Origin of the sequence: Paenibacillus catalpae, from assembly GCF_900112695.1 — a bacterium.
Taxonomy (GTDB): Bacteria; Bacillota; Bacilli; order Paenibacillales; family Paenibacillaceae; genus Pristimantibacillus; species Pristimantibacillus catalpae.
In genome coordinates, this window is the sequence record NZ_FOMT01000007.1 from 67,597 (window position 1) to 84,551 (window position 16,955).

13 protein-coding genes are annotated in these 16,955 nt (G+C 53.5%); all 13 read right to left on the reverse strand.

All coding sequences use genetic code 11. The features are described 5' to 3' along the window. Nucleotides 1-32 precede the first annotated feature (32 nt). Nucleotides 33-623 carry a TetR/AcrR family transcriptional regulator gene (locus tag BM200_RS27605; RefSeq protein WP_091190286.1) on the reverse strand — a complete coding sequence of 197 codons (591 nt, stop codon included), beginning with the start codon at nt 621-623 and terminating at the stop codon, nt 33-35. Nucleotides 624-655: 32 nt separating this feature from the next. Beyond that, nucleotides 656-1,819: a YhgE/Pip domain-containing protein gene (locus BM200_RS27610; RefSeq protein ID WP_091190287.1), complete on the reverse strand. Its 1,164-nt coding sequence runs from the start codon at nt 1,817-1,819 to the stop codon at nt 656-658. A 234-nt stretch (nt 1,820-2,053) separates the two neighbouring features. Beyond that, nucleotides 2,054-3,025 (reverse strand): glycoside hydrolase family 113, encoded by a 972-nt coding sequence (locus BM200_RS27615; protein ID WP_175533059.1) that lies wholly within the window; start codon nt 3,023-3,025, stop codon nt 2,054-2,056. Between the two features lie 68 nt (nt 3,026-3,093). Beyond that, nucleotides 3,094-4,071: a phytanoyl-CoA dioxygenase family protein gene (locus tag BM200_RS27620; RefSeq protein WP_091190290.1), complete on the reverse strand. Its 978-nt coding sequence runs from the start codon at nt 4,069-4,071 to the stop codon at nt 3,094-3,096. Between the two features lie 96 nt (nt 4,072-4,167). Next, entirely contained in the window at nt 4,168-5,202 is a 1,035-nt protein-coding gene (locus BM200_RS27625) for a glycosyl hydrolase (protein ID WP_091190291.1), read from the reverse strand. Nucleotides 5,203-5,237: 35 nt separating this feature from the next. Further along, nucleotides 5,238-6,233 (reverse strand): carbohydrate ABC transporter permease, encoded by a 996-nt coding sequence (locus BM200_RS27630; protein WP_091190294.1) that lies wholly within the window; start codon nt 6,231-6,233, stop codon nt 5,238-5,240. Between the two features lie 22 nt (nt 6,234-6,255). Continuing rightward, a complete protein-coding gene (locus BM200_RS27635; RefSeq protein ID WP_091190466.1) occupies nt 6,256-7,155 on the reverse strand; it encodes a carbohydrate ABC transporter permease in 900 nt (299 codons plus the stop codon). Continuing rightward, nucleotides 7,155-9,722 (reverse strand): DUF5696 domain-containing protein, encoded by a 2,568-nt coding sequence (locus tag BM200_RS27640; RefSeq protein WP_091190297.1) that lies wholly within the window; start codon nt 9,720-9,722, stop codon nt 7,155-7,157. The genes BM200_RS27635 and BM200_RS27640 overlap by 1 nt, the downstream gene beginning before the upstream one ends. A gap of 14 nt (nt 9,723-9,736) precedes the next feature. Further along, nucleotides 9,737-10,357, reverse strand: coding sequence for a Yip1 family protein (locus tag BM200_RS27645; protein ID WP_091190299.1), 621 nt, complete (start codon nt 10,355-10,357; stop codon nt 9,737-9,739). Then, on the reverse strand, nt 10,347-11,807 hold the full coding sequence (locus BM200_RS27650) for an NHL repeat-containing protein (RefSeq protein ID WP_091190302.1): 1,461 nt from the start codon (nt 11,805-11,807) through the stop codon (nt 10,347-10,349). Before BM200_RS27650 ends, BM200_RS27645 begins: the two co-directional genes overlap by 11 nt. 11 nt (nt 11,808-11,818) lie before the next feature. Further along, nucleotides 11,819-12,685, reverse strand: a complete 867-nt coding sequence (locus BM200_RS27655) for a carbohydrate ABC transporter permease (protein ID WP_091190304.1) — start codon at nt 12,683-12,685, stop codon at nt 11,819-11,821. 4 nt (nt 12,686-12,689) lie between these two features. Then, complete coding sequence (locus BM200_RS27660) at nt 12,690-13,562, reverse strand: carbohydrate ABC transporter permease (RefSeq protein WP_425434637.1); 873 nt, start codon at nt 13,560-13,562, stop codon at nt 12,690-12,692. A gap of 110 nt (nt 13,563-13,672) precedes the next feature. Next, the gene (locus BM200_RS27665) at nt 13,673-16,609 is read right to left on the reverse strand and encodes an extracellular solute-binding protein (protein WP_245773179.1); all 2,937 of its coding nucleotides are present in this window, start codon (nt 16,607-16,609) and stop codon (nt 13,673-13,675) included. Nucleotides 16,610-16,955: the final 346 nt, after the last annotated feature.

Consider the following 16,955-nt stretch of genomic DNA (forward strand, 5'->3'; position numbering starts at 1 on the left):
GCATACGCGATTATCGCGCATGCCGCCATCTTCTACAGCTTGGCTTGCAAGCCGTTCATAATAAAGCTGGTCATCTCTTCAATCGTGAATGCCAGCGTATGCGGCTCCTCGCTCCGGATTGCCTGCCAGTAATCCGAGTGACGGTTAAACAACAATACTCCAGCTATTGAGAAAAGGGTAAGATCTGTCGAACGGAACTGAAACACTCCCTGCTCACGGCCAATCTCCAGCCACTTCCGCAACGTCTGCCACAACGGCATTACATAAAAACGGATTTTCTCAATGCGGGCTGTATTCAATAAAACCTCATGCTGGATGATCTGGACAAGCTCAGGATCGCTGTAACGGAACTTGGTGACTTCCGAAATAACAAGCTTCACGCCTTCTACGGGCGGCAGGTCCAGATCTACCTCAGCAAACTGGCGGCTGGGGAAATAAGCATCAAACAGAGCTGCAAACATATTCTCTTTGCCACCAAAATGATACGAGATAAGAGCAACGTTAGCTCCGCCCGCTTCCTCGCATATTTGCCTTACCGTCGTCCCTTCGAAGCCTTGGCTGGCAAACAGCTTCCTTGCCGCAAGCAGGATGCGCGACTTCACGTCACTCTCATTCGTTGTCATTTTCCAGTCCTCCAGCTTATCTATTATACGACTTATTTGGCCGCGACCGTTGTTGTTGCCTCATGCGGCTGAACCGCGCTTCGTTTTAATCCCGCAGCAGCAGCGCTCACTGCTATAGCCACTGCTGAAATCAGGAAGAGAACAGCTGCCTCATGGCCTACTCCAGGGCCGCCAAATAACAAGTTCATATTGCCTTCAACCGCATAGGTTGCAGGAAGAATCGTACCCAGTGCGGTATAAAAGTCCGATAGCAGCTCCCGCGGCACAATTGTACCTGACGACACCAGCTGCGCCGACAGCAGCATTATATTAAACAGCATGCCCGCCATACCAAACAGATACAGAAACATCTGCGAGACAAACATAAATGTCAGCAGGAATAGCATTTCAAATAACCACAGATGGATAAAGCCCTGCTCGATTTGTCCGCCAAGGGAATAGAGCAATGTAGCGCCTACTAATGAAACAACTACGGCTGCAGCGATATTAATGATGCTTCTTGCAGCAAATCTTCTCCAGCGGCTGACGCTGCTCTGAACAGCCATGGCCGACTGCTCCAGATTCATCCCCATAATCATAGCACCTACATAAGAAGCTAGCACCATCATCATCGGTACCATCTGATTATTCATGCCATGAATCGCATTAGTCGATTGAATATCAGCCGTTACCCGTTCCGCCAGACTTTGTGCCGCTGTTGCAGCCTGAGCTTCCGGCATTTTGGCCGCCGTTCCAAGTGTTGATTGAATACCTGCGGCGACTGCCTGTTTGTTCACCTCGGCCGTTACCTGCTCGGCTACCCCGCTCATCATACTTTTAATTAAAGCAGGATTGGACTCATTAATCCAATATTGAATATTGGCGTGGCCCTCCGGAGACGCCGTTTTCTGCGTGAAATCCTCCGGCATATAAATAACCATCTGAAGCTTCCTGTCATCCAGTTGCTTCTTAGCAGCGTCCAAATCATCGAGCTGTGACATTTGGAAAGGCAGTTCCTTCATTAGATTAGAAGCAACCTGCTTTCCAAGCTGTCCATCTTTGTTGACAATTGCAATATGCAATTGATCGGCGCGATCGGTTACCCCGTCATAACCGGTCATCCAGATTAATGAGAAAACCATCTGGAACGTTAATGCTGTAATGATCCCCACCCAAGTAGTAGGGCGCTTCATAAATGCCCGCAGTGCTTGTTTCAATCTCTCCACTCCCTCTATCTGTCTCTCATATTAAACATATGTTTAAAACAACTGTTCAACACTTTAGCAATTACGTTTCTTCTTGTCAATGGCAATCAAATAGACTACTACTACTCGACTACTTGTTGTTAGGAGATAGCACTGTACCCATGCTGGGCACAAACAAAAAAATGCTTACCATTGCATTCCAATGGCAAGCATTTAATCATTGATACAAATCGGTGGGATACCGCATTACCGGCCTGTATACCACTCCGTCAAAATTTGGCCCGCTCGCTTGCCGTACACGTCGAACCCTCGGTTCGACTTTGCTTCCGACAACGGGTACAGTTTCACGCTCCAATCCCACCAGAAAAATCCGCCGAACCACGGCTGATCCCAGAATACCTGGATAACGGAACTGTAAAAGTTCGCCTGCTCCTCTTCGGAAAACGGCAAGTCCTGGTGCAAGTAATCCCATGGCATCGTGGCGCAGCCATGTGCGCTGCGACAACCGATCTCCATAAATACGACCGGCTTGTTGAACTTCCGGTGCAGCCGCTCCATCTTGTCGCGAATCGGCAGCCATTTGGCGATCATATTGTCTTCCGTATCACCTGGCACACTGCCGACAGGGTAATAAGCGCTTGTGCCGATGACGTCTACCAGGTCGAACCACGCCACTCCGTCTTCACTGCCGTGGTTGGCGTTATAGATCAACGGTCCCGAGTAAACCTCTCTCACGCGTGCAATCGTCTGAGTCCATCTAGCCGTCTGCGACTCGGTTTTGACCATCTCGCAGCCGACGCAGAACATCTCGCAGCCCAATTCCTCCGCAAGCTCTGCGTAATGAACCAGAAAATTCGTATACGATTCGAACCAGGTGTCCCAGTAAGAAGGACTGCCATTATCCTCCTCCGGAAATCCGATATGCGCCCGCCAGAGGCCATCCCGCGAATTGACGACGGGCTTAAGGCAAATTTTCAGCCCGCTCCGTCTAGCTTCGCGCACGGCGGCTTCGATGTCGCGATCGGTTACGGTAAAGCCGTAATCAAACGGGATCTGCGTCGAATGTACCGTGTCCTGCCAGGTCCAGAAAGAGAGCGCGATCCATTCGCTCCCGGTTTCTTTCAGCTTGCGTATGGAGTCCGCTGCTTCTTCCGTCCGGTAGTCGCCGCGCTTTGCGCTCCATCCCCATGTCATTCCCTTGATGAACAATCGTTCCATGCCGTCCCTCGTTTCGGTTTAATACTGAAATCCGCTCTGGACATTTATGCTTTCTATATTCCCATTCTCTACTGACGACCAAGCGCCTTACGAATGCTGATCTCAAGCGGCGAATAATCCGTCTCGTTCTCCCTCTGCAAGTTCAGCCTCTCGATTACCGGCGTTGTGCGGTTGCACATAAACCGGGGAACGCCAATCAGGTTCTGAGAGGACGAATGGTACAAAAAGGGATGACAGAGAATCGCGTCGCCTGGCCCGCCAGTCGTCTCCAGCACGCGCAGCGTAGTGCCGCTTGCATCGACATAGTCATTGTTCATGAACTTGTCGAGCCGCGCCTTGGCGATTTCTTCAGCCGATCTTGCATCCGGTGCCCCGGCGTACTGGTTGGCATAGATATCGCCGGCATCACTGTCCTTCCTCCTGTCCGCGCCAGTCAGTTCGCGCAGATAGGGATGCTCACGATTCAACTCCCCAATCGCTTCTCCGAGTTCCAATCCCTCCGGGCGGCCTTCCAGGAATCGGGCGACAACCTTGTGCGATCCCTCCACGATAAACGTACCTCCGCCCTGATGCGTGATATCGGAGAACAGACACAAGCATAATAACCCTTGCTCCGGGCTGTCGACGAAATGTTTGAAGTGGATACCGTCCCAATGCCAGCCGTTGATCGGAACCGTCCAGGGCTGGTCGGCGTTCAGGGAGAAGTTGACGGGCCACCATCCGAACCCGCCCAGCCGCTCCGTCTCTCCGTACACGGTGCGGTTCGCCCATCGGCCATGACCGATCAGATCCTCGATGGCATCGCCGAGCCGTGCCGTGTTGCAGCGGGCGAAGGCCGGCGTCAGAAACGTTTCGTTGATCTGGACCAATGGCTCCGTCCATGTTGCACGGTCGTCCTTGCGCACGCCGCTCCGCTTCTCCACCTCTGTCCAGAGATAATCCTGGGCCTCCAATGCGTCTTCCCGGGCGAAAGCGCCCTCCAGCTTGACCCAGCCTCTCTCAATGAAATGCTCGACCTGTTCTTCCGTCAGCACTTTATAGGTCATCGTTCATTTCCTCCCTTGCGCGTTGTATGTGGCGGTGAACCTTACTATCGCACTCGGACCAAGCGCTCGGGGCGATTGCCTGCAAACGCTATTTTTTTATCCTTCAATTGGATAAGCGGTTAAATCGGGTAATTCATCCAATGTCACCGTGAACGGGTGCCCGTAATACTTGATCAGCATCTCCCGCTCCGTATATTGCTCGCCGACATCCCATTCACCATTTGCACCTTTAACGCATACAAAGCCGCCGTACCAGGTACAGTTCCACAGCCAGGGCGCACCTTCGCCAATCATCTTGTCAGGATCCGGCAACGGCCCGTTCTCTGAGAGGGCAATCATTTTGTTTGCCGTGGTATAACCAAGCGCTTGGCGAAATCTCTCCAAGCTCGAGATATACGTTCGCTCCGGGGGATAGATGTCTTCTCCGATAATGTCGACATATTCATCGCCGGGATACCAATCACGATGCTGACCGTTCCACACCCAGATCAGGTTGTTTAGCCCGTGCAGATTCGTCAGTCTATCGTACATAATCCTCCACAGCTTTACGCAAGGCTGAGGACCCTTCGCTCCCCACCAGAACCAGCCGCCGGAAGCTTCGTGCAGAGGCCGCCATAACACGGGGATCCCAACGCTTTGAAGGATCTTCAACTGGATGGCAATGGCGTCGATATCGCGCATCAACAAGGCAAAGTCTTCGGATGATTCGTCGTTCATGGCTCCCGCGATATCGAACGTCGTTGCACTCGTATAGAAGCCCCGGTGCCATCCATTGTCCGGCGCCTCATCGATCAGATCTTTAGGCGCATTCCAGTGCCAGCAGAACGTGACGATTCCCCCGCGTCTCCACCAGTCGATCGCCAGCGGCGTATCGGTTGGCACGGCGCCTCGTTCAACGCGGGACGGCGAATCGTTCATGAAGTCGAAACCGCCGACCGCCGGGTATTTGCCGGTTGCCCGAACAATGACATCCATCTCGGGCGTCGAAACGACGCCGTACTGCTGTCCGGTCAGCGTCCGTTTGCCGTATATGCTGCACAGATAGGCCATCAACCGTTTGGCGTTATCGCTTGCCGCCGGATGGATAAGTTTTGGCTCGACCGCCAATCTTCCTTGCAAATGCTCCTTCATTGCCGGGTTCTCCCTTCCGTATTGGATTCTTGCTGTTAACCGACGACGCCGGTGCGCTCAACGCTCTCTACGAAGTTGCGTTGGACGAACAGGTACAAGATAATGAGCGGTGCGATGGCCAGCAGAATGCCGGTATCGACGATCATCGATACATGATTCGGATCTGCACGAGCCTCTGTTCCCTCGATACCAAGCAGACGAGGAAGGAATTGATTAACGTCTGCCGGGAACGATGCAATCTTGACCGCCATAAGGTTGCTATCGCTCATGAACAGCGACGTGTAAAACGTGTCGTTATACTGCCAGACGAACGAGAACAGCAGGACGGTAATGATCGGCGGAATCGCATTCGGCAGCATGATCGTGAAGAACGTTCGCAAACCGCCGGCTCCGTCGATGAGAGCCGATTCCTCGATTTCCTTCGGCAGTCCCCTGAAGAACTGCCGGAAGATATAGATGAACAGACCTGCCTTGAGGCCGATGGCGAGCCCCGAGGTGATTAACGAAGGCCAATACGTGTTCAGTAGATTGACGCCGTCCTTGCCCGTAAACAGCTTAACGAGACCAAGTACGTCAAACTCCCGGAAATGCAGGTACATCGGTACCATAAGCGTGCTGGAAGGAATCAGGATCGTCATAATAACGAGAGCAAACAACACATTGCTGCCCGGAAAGGTGAACCGCGCAAAGCCGTAACCCGCGAGCGCACAAGAGGCAGTGGCAAGCAGCGTCGTCGAAATGACGAACAGCATCGTGTTCTGAAGCAGCGGCCAGTAGTCCAGAACGTTCATCGCCAGCCGAATGTTCTCCATCGTATAATTGACGGGAATCATATAGATCGTTGGATCATAAATATCTAGCGGATCTTTGAACGCGACCGAGATTTGCTTCAAGACCGGCAGCAGGATGACAAACGATATGCCAAGGATCAGAATGTAGCGAAATATTGACCACAGCACCTCGCTGCCTTTGTTTCGTGCACGCTGGTACCGCAACAGGACCGCTTCGTTCTCCGGTATTTTGGCTGACATTGTCTTTCCTCCTCTCCGAGGATCAGTTATAGTAGAACACCCTTTTGGAAATAACGAAGCCAACCACGACCAGAATAATACTGACAACGATCGTATACATCCACGCCATCGCTGCGCTGAGTCCGAAGTTCTGGGAAGTGAACGCCGTTTCATAGATATACTGCGTCACTTGGCTGTCGGCGAATGAATCGATAATCGTATAGATGACGTTCGTCAGGATGAGCGGACTGACCATGGGAAACGTAATTTTCCAAAACGACTCGTACGCGGTCGCGCCCTCCATCTTCGCGACTTCATACATCGTGGAAGGAACCGATTGCAAAGCGGCGAGGAAAATGAGAATCTGGACGCCGGAGCTGCGGATAATCTCATATATCCGGTTGACGGCCGTCACGATATATTCGATGAACCCGAGCGGAATACCGCTGTTGCCGAGAATACTTACCAGAATCATCGGGTCGAAGCCATTCTGCTGTTCACCAAGCTCCTGCGCGATCTGGGAGCTGCCGGTTAACTGGATCAAGCCGGCCGATTGCGCCTCCTCGATCGCACCGGAAGCGAGAATGACGGGCAGGAAGAAGATCGCCCGCGCCAGCGCCCTGCCCTTGAACTTCGAGTTCAGTAGCGTTGCCGCAAACAGGCTGAAGAAAAGGATCATTGGTACGTTGTAGACCATCTCGGTTACGGACTCCGTCAAGATCCGGTTAAAGTTTGGATCGATCCGGATTGCATGATGATAATTGTCTAGACCGATAAAGCTCAGATCATAGCCGTTAGGCGCCACTTTCAATTCACTGAAGCTGAATTGGATTGACTGAAGGAACGGCGACAGGAACAGGAAAAGGAATCCGAGCAGCCACGGCAGGATAAAGAGGATCCCGAGAAGCGACCGCTTCTGTGACAGTGTGAAACTTCTCTTGATCAATTGACCTCACTCCTTACCGCAAAATTCTCCGCTTCGATCGTCATGCCGCCCACTGTCACCGGTTTGTCGGTATAATTGACGTACACTGCGGCGCCATTGCCATAGCGAACCTCGACGACCCCTTCCTGATGAACGATTCGATCCGATATCGGCTGCGTTCGCAGACCGCCAAGCGCCTCATTCGCCTTTGCGTACATATTCGCGGCATCCTCGATCCAGCTTGTGTATTCGGTAGAGAAATACAGGTCGTACGCCGTAAATTTCAGCTGGGAGGAAGGCTCATATGTCCACAGGAAGTGCGGCGCCGCGCCGTATTCGACCGAACGAAGCAGTTGGTGCTGGAGGTCCTGCTCATCGTCCAGATTGAGCGGCGAGCCCGCATAGTCCATATAGCCGTGAATGACCATTTGGTAGAAAGGCACGGTTTCATCGACAATGTTGAAGCCGCTGTCTCCCATCGGCACGTTGACAAGCTTATCGGCATACGGAAGCGCATAGGCATTCCCGCCGGTCAGCAGCAAATGCGGGAATTCCTTCTCCAGCTTGCCGAGCTGCTCCGTCACGATGTTCTTGGCCGTGTCGCGGAAAATGACGCGGTCTGCGCGGTAGTCGGCATGGAGCAAATCCCCGAGATCGCGCAGCGAGACGGAATCGATCTTATAGTCATCGTAACCGGCCATGAATTGGTCGACGAAGTACGGAAGCTTGGCAGGCGACAGCAGCCAATAGGTGCCAAGATCGTAATCCATTGTATTGAGCGCGCGGTTGTACGGCGTCCGAGCCGCCTGCTCGCGGGTAATGAACCTGGCCGCGTCAGAGGCAGGCCTGAACGCGAAGCTGTCGCGCAGCACATGCTGGAAAGCCGTGTCCGGATACAGCATGCCGCCGGCCGCTTCCAGCTTATCAGCCAACCGGCGCAGTTCCGACCCGCTGCCTAGCTTCCCTTCCATATCGACGCTTGCAGGAACGGTATGCTTCATGCCGCCGTTAAACCAGCCGAGATAACGCATTTGAACGTTGGAAACGCCTTTTTCCCTCAGCGCATCCGCGATTACGCCTGCCTGATCCACCGTCGTCATCGGCACGAGTCCTTTGTAAGGCACACCCAGGAAGGACTTGCGCTTGTCGATCGCACCAAGCACATCCACGAAGAACGGCAGGCCCTCCCCGGCTTCAACTGGCTTCAGAAGGCCTTCCGCAGCAAGCCGCTCGCGGTAGATCTCGGCCATGCCTGCATAGGAGGCATCCGAACCGTCAAGGAAGTTGTACCGGACCTGAATGTCGCCGGTATAACGCGCTTCGGACAAGAGATGGATTTCGTCAACCTCATTGCCCTTATACAGCTCCAGCTCGTCCTCGCCGCGAAGCGCGAAGCTGGCATGGATATGGTTGAACGAATTTTGACGTCCGCCGATGTCTGCCGTCACATTCGCAATCGATTCGCCTCGTTCGATCTGGGCAAACCAAGCATTGTCGCCGGATTTGAGGCCGAATACCGGCAAACGGGCACTCTCCGATACCTGACCGCGCCGGCCGCTGTTGTCGTTGTAATCGTCGCCGTAAATGCGCTGCGCGTAAACTTCGGCGTTCGATTTTCCGTTGTTCAAATAAATGAGACCGCCGGATCCGTCGGGTACCAGCATATAGCCTTGCTCATCCGTCCCCGCTGCGCCGAAGAAGTTCAGCAGCTCGAGGTTTCGGATTTTGAAACCTTTGCTTTCCACAATTTGCCCTGCAGGCACATTCACGAGGAAGCTATCCCCGTCGAGACGGTATTCGAGGACGACCGTAAAATTGGGCTTCTCCTCGCCCCCGGCCCCGATTCCGTTCTCTTCATTGTCGAACGCGAGGTCTTCCTCGGTATAACCCGCTTTGGCAAAAGCGTCCAGAACGCGCTGCAGCACGAGCGGGCGTTCAACCGCCGTATCCAGCCGCTCCAGGACGTCCGGTTTCGTTTCCGACGGAAGATACGCACGGTTGATGGTAATCTTCGTCTGGTCGTCCAGCTGGCTGAGCACCTTCTCTTCCATCCGCTGCTTGCTGATGTACTTCGGCAGCGCGTCGATGCCAAGCGACATGTCTCCGATCGTGTACGTCAGGCGAAGCCCGCTGTCGATCATCTCGGCCTTGAACTGCTTATTCGCGATCGAATGCGCATAGTTGGTAAACCTATTGAGCGTCCCGATGCGGTCGCGGTAGTTGACGGTCACCTGAGAGGAAAGCAATTCTTTCTCGACAGGGGACGCTTTCGCGTCTTCGTTTCGCGCCTCGGGATTAGTCCGCCATACTTTCCCGCTCTTTTTGTCCACCACGGCAAGCTCGGTCGTTTCTTCATGAAAATACATGGCCAGGGCATCCGTCTCCGCCGCAAGCTTCATGCCCGGAACGGCGCTGCCAGTCAGAAACTTGGGTTCGGAGGCCGCAGAAGGCTGAGACGCCGTCCCCGCGTAGGCGGAAACACTGACGGCCGGCGCTCCTTTCGTCAGCATGACGTAGAGCAGAGCACCGATCCCGACTACCGCGATACTTGCCAGCACCGCATAAATTTTTTTTCTATTGCTCACTGGTGCTGCCCCCTTTACGTACGGAAAATGAGTTCGCGGTAGATATCATAGATGAAATACCAGATCTGGGCTCCCAGGCTGAGCGCAAGAGTCCCCAGAAAGACGACGATCCCCATGGCGATAACCGTCAGAATCATCGTGATAACCGTCTTCGAGGCCGTATACTGGTGCACGGTCATAATGCCGGCGAACAACAAATAAAGGAACCAGATCCCGGCGAAGCTGTTCAGCAAATAATAGAAGGCGGTTTCCTCCTGCACCATGATCCGGCTGATGAACGTCAGGGGCAGGTTGATCAGAATCAGCGGAAGCATCGCATAGCCTGTCGCCATGACGATTTCCTTGAATTTGCCTTCGCCTTCCATCAAGGTGGTAATGGACCAGTTCGCGAAGCAGAACAGGAGAAACGGCAGCAGGGTGTAAATGATGTCGTTCAGACTGTTCAAGTATCGCGGATCGTTGAAGTTGACGAGGAAACCCGAAAACTGCCGCTGCAAAATTAACGTCAGGATGAAAATCGCGAGAATCGTCAGCGCGACCCTGATCTTGCCCTTCTGTTCATACTTCATATCCCAGAACCCGTCGAACGGGTGGACGATGACATGGAGGGGAAACTTCACGAAATCATGCTTCACGTCTCTCACTCCTTCTCACCCTGACTTTCCTTACGATCCGATAAGCAACGAAAGCAGCGATAAGTACCATCAAGGTCGTCATAAAATGACCGAACTGCTCCTGCATCACTTCGCGCCGATATCGCTTGAAGGCCGTCGAATAATACTTGCGGTCCATGCCGAGCTTAAAATATTCCATCGCTTCCTTGTTCTTCTTCTGCATGAGCAGCGAACGTCCAATACCCCGGTAGGCGATATCAAAGTTCGAGTTCATGCGGAGCACTTCCCGCCAAATGTCGACGGAACGGTCGGTATTGCCGTTGTAATGCTCGGTCGTCGCCGCGCTCACCAATTTGCCGAACCGTGTTGGTGCGAAGACGACGATATTATTTTTGCCCCGGTCGAGCACGACAAGCTTATCCGCAACCCGTTCGACCGCGACCGGCGTATTGAAGACGCCAAGCTGCGTCCCTCGTCCGCCGAAGGCGTACAGCAGTTCACCCTCGTCGTTGTACGCGAACAGACGGGCGCGAAGCGAATCGAGCGCGACATACATGCCGCCCCCGAGCACCTTGATGTCCACAAGCTTGGACGGGCCCGAGTTGTTGCCCAGAATCCGGTAACGGATGTCGCCTCGCGGCGGAAAATGGCCGAATCGTTTCAGCACATCTTGTCCGGAGGGGTTCAGCCGTTTGATCGTTTCGGTTGAATTGATATCTACGGTCGTCGCATACACGAAGCCTTTGCGGTCGATATCGACGCTCGCGAATTCCGTCGGAATGAACAGCTGCATCTGGGCTTGCTGCGCATCGGTCGCAAGCGCCCGCCACAGCCGGTCGGCCGGACTCGCGGTCACCTTGATCGTGCCGACGTAGCCGATAAACTTGCCTTTCTCGTCAAACTGCATGATGCCTTCGTACATCCCGCGGCTGACGACGAAGATCCTGCCCGCCCTGTCCGCGGTTACTTTGAGCGGAACGAATTTGAAGTCGGGCGGCAAAATTTCCGATTGGGGATTATCTACGACTCGAATCAGCTGGCCATCGCTTGTCAGGACGACGACTCTTCCCTTATCCGTATCGGCGACGTAAATCTCCTTTTTCTCCGATACGAAAATCCCCGACGGATTGGCGAACTTATTCTCCCGCCCATCCATCTCAAAGCCATCGATGGTCCGGAGCACCCGCCACTGGTTATCCAGGGCGATAACCCGCGCGTTGCCGCTGTCCAGAATGTAGATGAATCCGTCTTCCGTGACAAAAATGTCGTTTGGTTGATTAAAGCTGCCTACGCCAAGACTTTGCCCCGAGACGGCTTTCTCCGGCACATATGGCGCAGGCAGCGGCACCGATTCTTCATAAAAGTTGTAAGTATAGGCTTCATACGGAGTGGCGGCAGAAGCGGCCGGAGCCGCTGCGGCGGCGAGCATCGAGATGATCGCCGCAAGCACGAGCGCTTTGGTTAATTTCACGGACGATCCCCCTAATCTTTCATGCCGGATGTCGCCATCGTCTCGATAATGCGGCTCTGCGAGAAAACGAACAGCGTAATCGGCACGCTCATTAAAATCAATGCAACGGCTGCACCGACGCCAGCACGGGCAATACCGCCTTGAATTATTTGTCCCGAAGCATAATGAAGCGTTTTCAATTGCTCGCTGTAGATGAAGCCATTTCCGTCCGTCCCCCACAGCAGCTGAAACAACAGGATGACCAGCGTAAGCCATGCCGGCTTGACGTTGGGCATGACGACTTGCCAGAAGATGCGGTACTCGCTTGCCCCGTCGATTTTGGCTGCTTCGAGCAGCGAGTCCGGCAGTTGCTCCATGAATTGCTTCATTAAATAGAGGCCGAGCGGATAAGCGAATGCCGGTACGATGACCGCCCAATACGTATCGATGAGGCCAAGCCAGGACATGATCATATAATTCGGAATCGACGTAACGGCGCCGGTGAACATGAGCGACAGCACGACCGTCTGGAACGTAACCGCTTTGCCGGGGAACACATGCTTTGCAAGCGGGAAAGCAGCCGCCGAAGCCAATATGACATGCCCGAATACGCCCATCCCGGTAATGAAGAACGTATTGAAAATATACCTTGAGAACGGCACCCACGATTGGCCGAGCAGCGTCATGAGATCAACGAAGTTCGTAAGCGTAGGGTTTCGAACGAACAGGGTCGGCGGAAACATGAAAATTTCGTCAAGCGGCTTGAAAGCCGAGTTGATTGCATACACGAGCGGAAGTGCCATGAAAGCGCCGACAATCGCCAGCAGTATAAATAAGGAGAAACTTCCCATAAAGGAACGGTTGACGCGCTTATTGCGTCTCGAAAGGATCGTATTCATTCGATTAGTCCCCTACCTTCCTGAGAAGTCGTTGAATGATCAGGTTCGTGCCAAGCATAATCACGAACAGCACGGTCGCAATCGCGGAGGCATAACCCATCTCGAAGCGGATCGTACCGAAGTCGATCAAGTGCGTTACGATCGTCTGCGCGGCATAGTTGACGCTTGGAAATCCAGCCAGGTTGATCGATACGTCTGCGACGGCGAGCGAGGTTGTCAACTGGATGACGGCACCGAACATCAGCTGGGGCTTCATCGACGGCAGCGTAATGTACCACAGCTCCTGCCAGCGGTTTTTGACCCCGTCCACCGCTCCGGCTTCGTAAAGCGTCCTATCGACCGTCTGCAAACCGGCAATGAAGGCAAGAAAACCGGTCCCGAGCGACAGCCAGAGCTGTACGAGGATGAGGATGGGCAAAATGTATTGTTCGGTCTTCAGCCATTGTATCGGCTCCAAGATGAACCCGAGTTTGATGAGAAGCCCGTTGGCGATGCCGTAACGGTCGCCGGAAAAGATGATTTGCCAGATGAAGTACACGTTTCCGGAGATGGATGGCGCATAGAAGATAAGCGTCATGACCGCGCGGAGCTTCGGTCCCAGCTCATTGATGATCCACGCAAAGACAAAGCAGGCGATGTAGCTGACAGGCCCGGTGATGGCCGCGAAGAGGAGTGTGTTCTTGATTGCCGTCAAGAACACGTCATCTTCCAGAAACAGCCTCGAATAGTTCTGCCAGCCGATAAAGCGCGGAAATTCAAGCAGGTTAAAATACGAAAAGCTGATAAAGATGGACATGATGACGGGCAGAATCGTAAAGGCCGCGAACAAAAGCATATACGGCGCCATAAGAATATAAGAATGCTTCCTGTTTTTGATCTCGCGCGTCTGGGCGGCCCACCATGTGTGGGAACGTGCCGGTTTGCCGCTTCCCGCCGGCTTCTGCTTTGTACGCTCAATCGTGATATTGGACACGGTCAGTCCCCCTTTTATTCCGGCAGGCCGAATTCTTTGCGTTTGGCTTTGATTTCATCCTGAATGAACTGCACGTAATCGACAATCGCTTCACGCGGTTCCGTATTGGCGTTGACCACGGTTTTATAAAAGGCATTGAGCAGGTGGCGTCCCGTAAAATACCCGCCCGGAACTTCCGGTATGCCTTTGACGTATTCGAACTGCGCCTTCAGGTTCTCGTACTCGGCAACCGGCCAAGGCAAGCTGTCGAGCGACTCGATGTTAGCGGTCGGGTAACGGGCCGATGCGCCGAGCAGGCCTTCCATCTCGCGCCCGAATTGCGTCTGCGTATCAGCGGATGTCCACCATTTCATGAATTCCCATGCGGCCTCCTTGTCCGGGGCGCCCTGAAGCATGATCGTGCCGCTGCCTGCGCTTGGGACGGACCGGTCGATGGTGCCATCCGCCTTCTTCGTCCCGGGTACCGGCACGAAGCCCCACATGCCGCGAATTTCCGGCGCAAAGACGGTGAGAAGATTGTAGGTCGTATAATCGGCAATGCCGATCGGCATCTGGCCGTTACGGAACCGGTTCGCGAAGTCGAATTCGCGTTCGAGCTTATAATCCGTGTAGAACTCCGTCCACGTCTTAAACGTCTCGATGCCGGTACGGGAATCCAGATCCGATTCCTTGCCGTCGTTGCGGTAGAATTGGCCACCATTTTGCATGAGCAAGGCAGCGTAGATCGAGTTCGGCGGCAAGTTCTCTCCCGGGTAGGTCGGGTTCAGCACGAGCGGCAAACCAAACTCCATATGATTCTTGTTCAAGATCGCCAGCAAATTGGAGACATCCTCCCACGTTTGCGGGATTGCAAGTCCCAGTTCATTCATGACGTCCTTGCGGTAGAACAACATATTGAACGTCTGCGTCTCTGGCAGGGCATACACGCCTTTCTCGTACGTATAAGGCACGAGAGCGCTCGGACGGAACCGGCCCGATACGGTTTCAAAGTCGCCGAATTGCGTCAAATCCGCGGCTGCGCTCCGCATGGCGTAGTTCACCGGGATATCGTTGCCGATTTGCATCGCGACATCAGGTCCTTGACCGGCTAGCGTCGCGGGCAGAAGCGTCTGCATTTGCACCAGCTTCAGATTGACGTTAATCCCGGTCTTAGGCGTAAACGTCTCGTCGATCATCGCTTTCAAGGTGTTCGCCTGGTCGCGGCCGGAACCGATCCAGACCGTGACGGAACGCTGATCGTCGTCATCGGCGACATTCCCGATTGAATTGTAATCGATTAAGAACGAATAACCGAAGGTGAGGATCTCATGCTTTAACTCCGAGAAGAATCCCATACCCGAACGCGGGAGTTTCTTCTCCGGCGATGCGACGTACATCTCGTCGATCTCGAGCGGCATTTCGCGGGTCCGCAGCAGCCACGTGCCCAGCCCTCCCGTATTCGTCTTAAAGGAGGCGAGACGGCGCGGAATCGTGTCCGGTTCGTCGATCATTTCGTCGAGCTGCACATACATCGTCTTCAGCAGAGCTTCGGAGTCGCTGCTTCCGCCCGACAGTCGGCGAAGCTCCTTGCTCACGAATTTAAGCCTGTCTCTTTCCGTCTTGAATGTATCGAGCAGATCCGGAATCCTCACATGGACCCGATAATCCCGGTATTGATCCGGCGCCGTGCCGGTGATCATCAATATTTTGCGGTATACGGTGTTCAGGTTGAACAGACTCTCTTCGATGGAACGTATAAGGGGTGCAAAATCACCGAGGTTATTCTCCAGTCGGATAACGTTCTTGCCCTGGTTCAGCTTGACGAGGTACGGTTCGTCGCCGCCCAAGACGTCAATGCGGTATCCGCTTTTGTATCGGAACGGCACGCGCTCGGCTTCGCTAAACGGAATGGCGCCGTTGACAAGCAATCTGCGCGTGGAATAAATGCCCCGCACGAAATTTTGCTGCGATTTGAATCCCAGCTTGTAAAGTCCCGTCTCCGGGACCTCGACCTCCCATTCGATCCATTGGCCCGGGATGCGCCAGTTGTTGCCGCCGATCGTATTGACGCGTACTTTTGAAGGGCTGTAAGGGGTAACGGCAGGGCTGGAACGTTCCGTTTGCGGATATAGCGTAGGCGACGATTTAAAAGCGGCATTTTCACCCTGAACCGTCACCAAGATATCTTGTGTTTTCTGGATTCCTTCTTGTTCGTAAGCAGCCAGCGTTTCTTGATAGGACGCCGGTTCTTTGTACTGAAACAGCTTCAATTGGCGGATCACCATCGGTTCGCGCTGAGATACAAGGGTTAGCTTATGGCTGCCGGCCGTCAAATAAAATTGGAAAGGCTGCTCGAAATAACCCTCATAATCCTTGAACAGCGTCTCCCGCCATTCTGGCTTCTCGGATTGGCGCGGCCGCAAATCGTTGCCGCGATTGTCCTGCTGCACATCCTCGAATTCATTGGCCCAGATACGGTCGAACTGCAGATATGCCGTTTCTTCGAATGGCGCTTGGCCGTCGATCAGGAACGACCGTTCGATGCTCGAGCTTTTGCCTTCGATCGGATAATAGAGCATCGAGATGTGATACAGTCCCGTCTCCGGCACATCGACCACCCACTCGACCTGTCCCTTCTCACCGGTCTTCAGCGAGGGGCCGCTCTGACCTTCGTAGTTGGAGACCTTCTCGAAGCTGTCTCCTTCAATCGCGGCATAAGCGGCCGCCTCGATAACGACTTCGCGCTCCGGCCTTTCTGCGTCTTCATATTTCGCAGCATAAGCCGCATAACTCCCTTTGTCTTGAATCATGGAGAATAGTTGCTCGTCCGCGGACAATTGCACCTGTGTGTTCTTTGTCTCATCGGTTAAGCTTTCTGCCGAGATTCGGTTACCGGTCGTCAGCAAGCTCAGCGCCAAGACGGTGCTTAGTGCCGTCAACGCTATTTTTTTGTGCCGTGATATCCCTTTCAATTTAAGCCCCCCTAATAAGCTCAGCGACGAGTACTGATATGACACCAATTGACCCGAACGGATGAACCAGCTTTGTTTGGGTAACCGCTTACATTACAAAAAGATGGTATCACCGAACCTAACAAGAGTCAACAAAACTTTCTAGTATTGTTATTATCTTGTTATTATAAAATTGAGGTATTTCATGCAGTATTCAATCGAATATTGTCATAATTCATTAGGTTGTGTGACTTTTCTGTCGGATTCGGTTGATTTATTCTACAAAATTGATTCATTCGAATTAGGGTTTGTTTGCTTGCCATGCCAATAACAAAAGGGATGCGCTTCGTAACCGCACACCCCTTCC

Coding starts and splice junctions, on each gene's coding strand:
- BM200_RS27630 (WP_091190294.1), bottom strand. CDS start 6,233: ATGTCAGCCAAAATACCGGAGAACGAAGCGGTCCTGTTGCGGTACCAG.
- BM200_RS27655 (WP_091190304.1), bottom strand. CDS start 12,685: ATGAATACGATCCTTTCGAGACGCAATAAGCGCGTCAACCGTTCCTTT.
- BM200_RS27615 (WP_175533059.1), bottom strand. CDS start 3,025: ATGGAACGATTGTTCATCAAGGGAATGACATGGGGATGGAGCGCAAAG.
- BM200_RS27625 (WP_091190291.1), bottom strand. CDS start 5,202: ATGAAGGAGCATTTGCAAGGAAGATTGGCGGTCGAGCCAAAACTTATC.
- BM200_RS27620 (WP_091190290.1), bottom strand. CDS start 4,071: ATGACCTATAAAGTGCTGACGGAAGAACAGGTCGAGCATTTCATTGAG.
- BM200_RS27605 (WP_091190286.1), bottom strand. CDS start 623: ATGACAACGAATGAGAGTGACGTGAAGTCGCGCATCCTGCTTGCGGCA.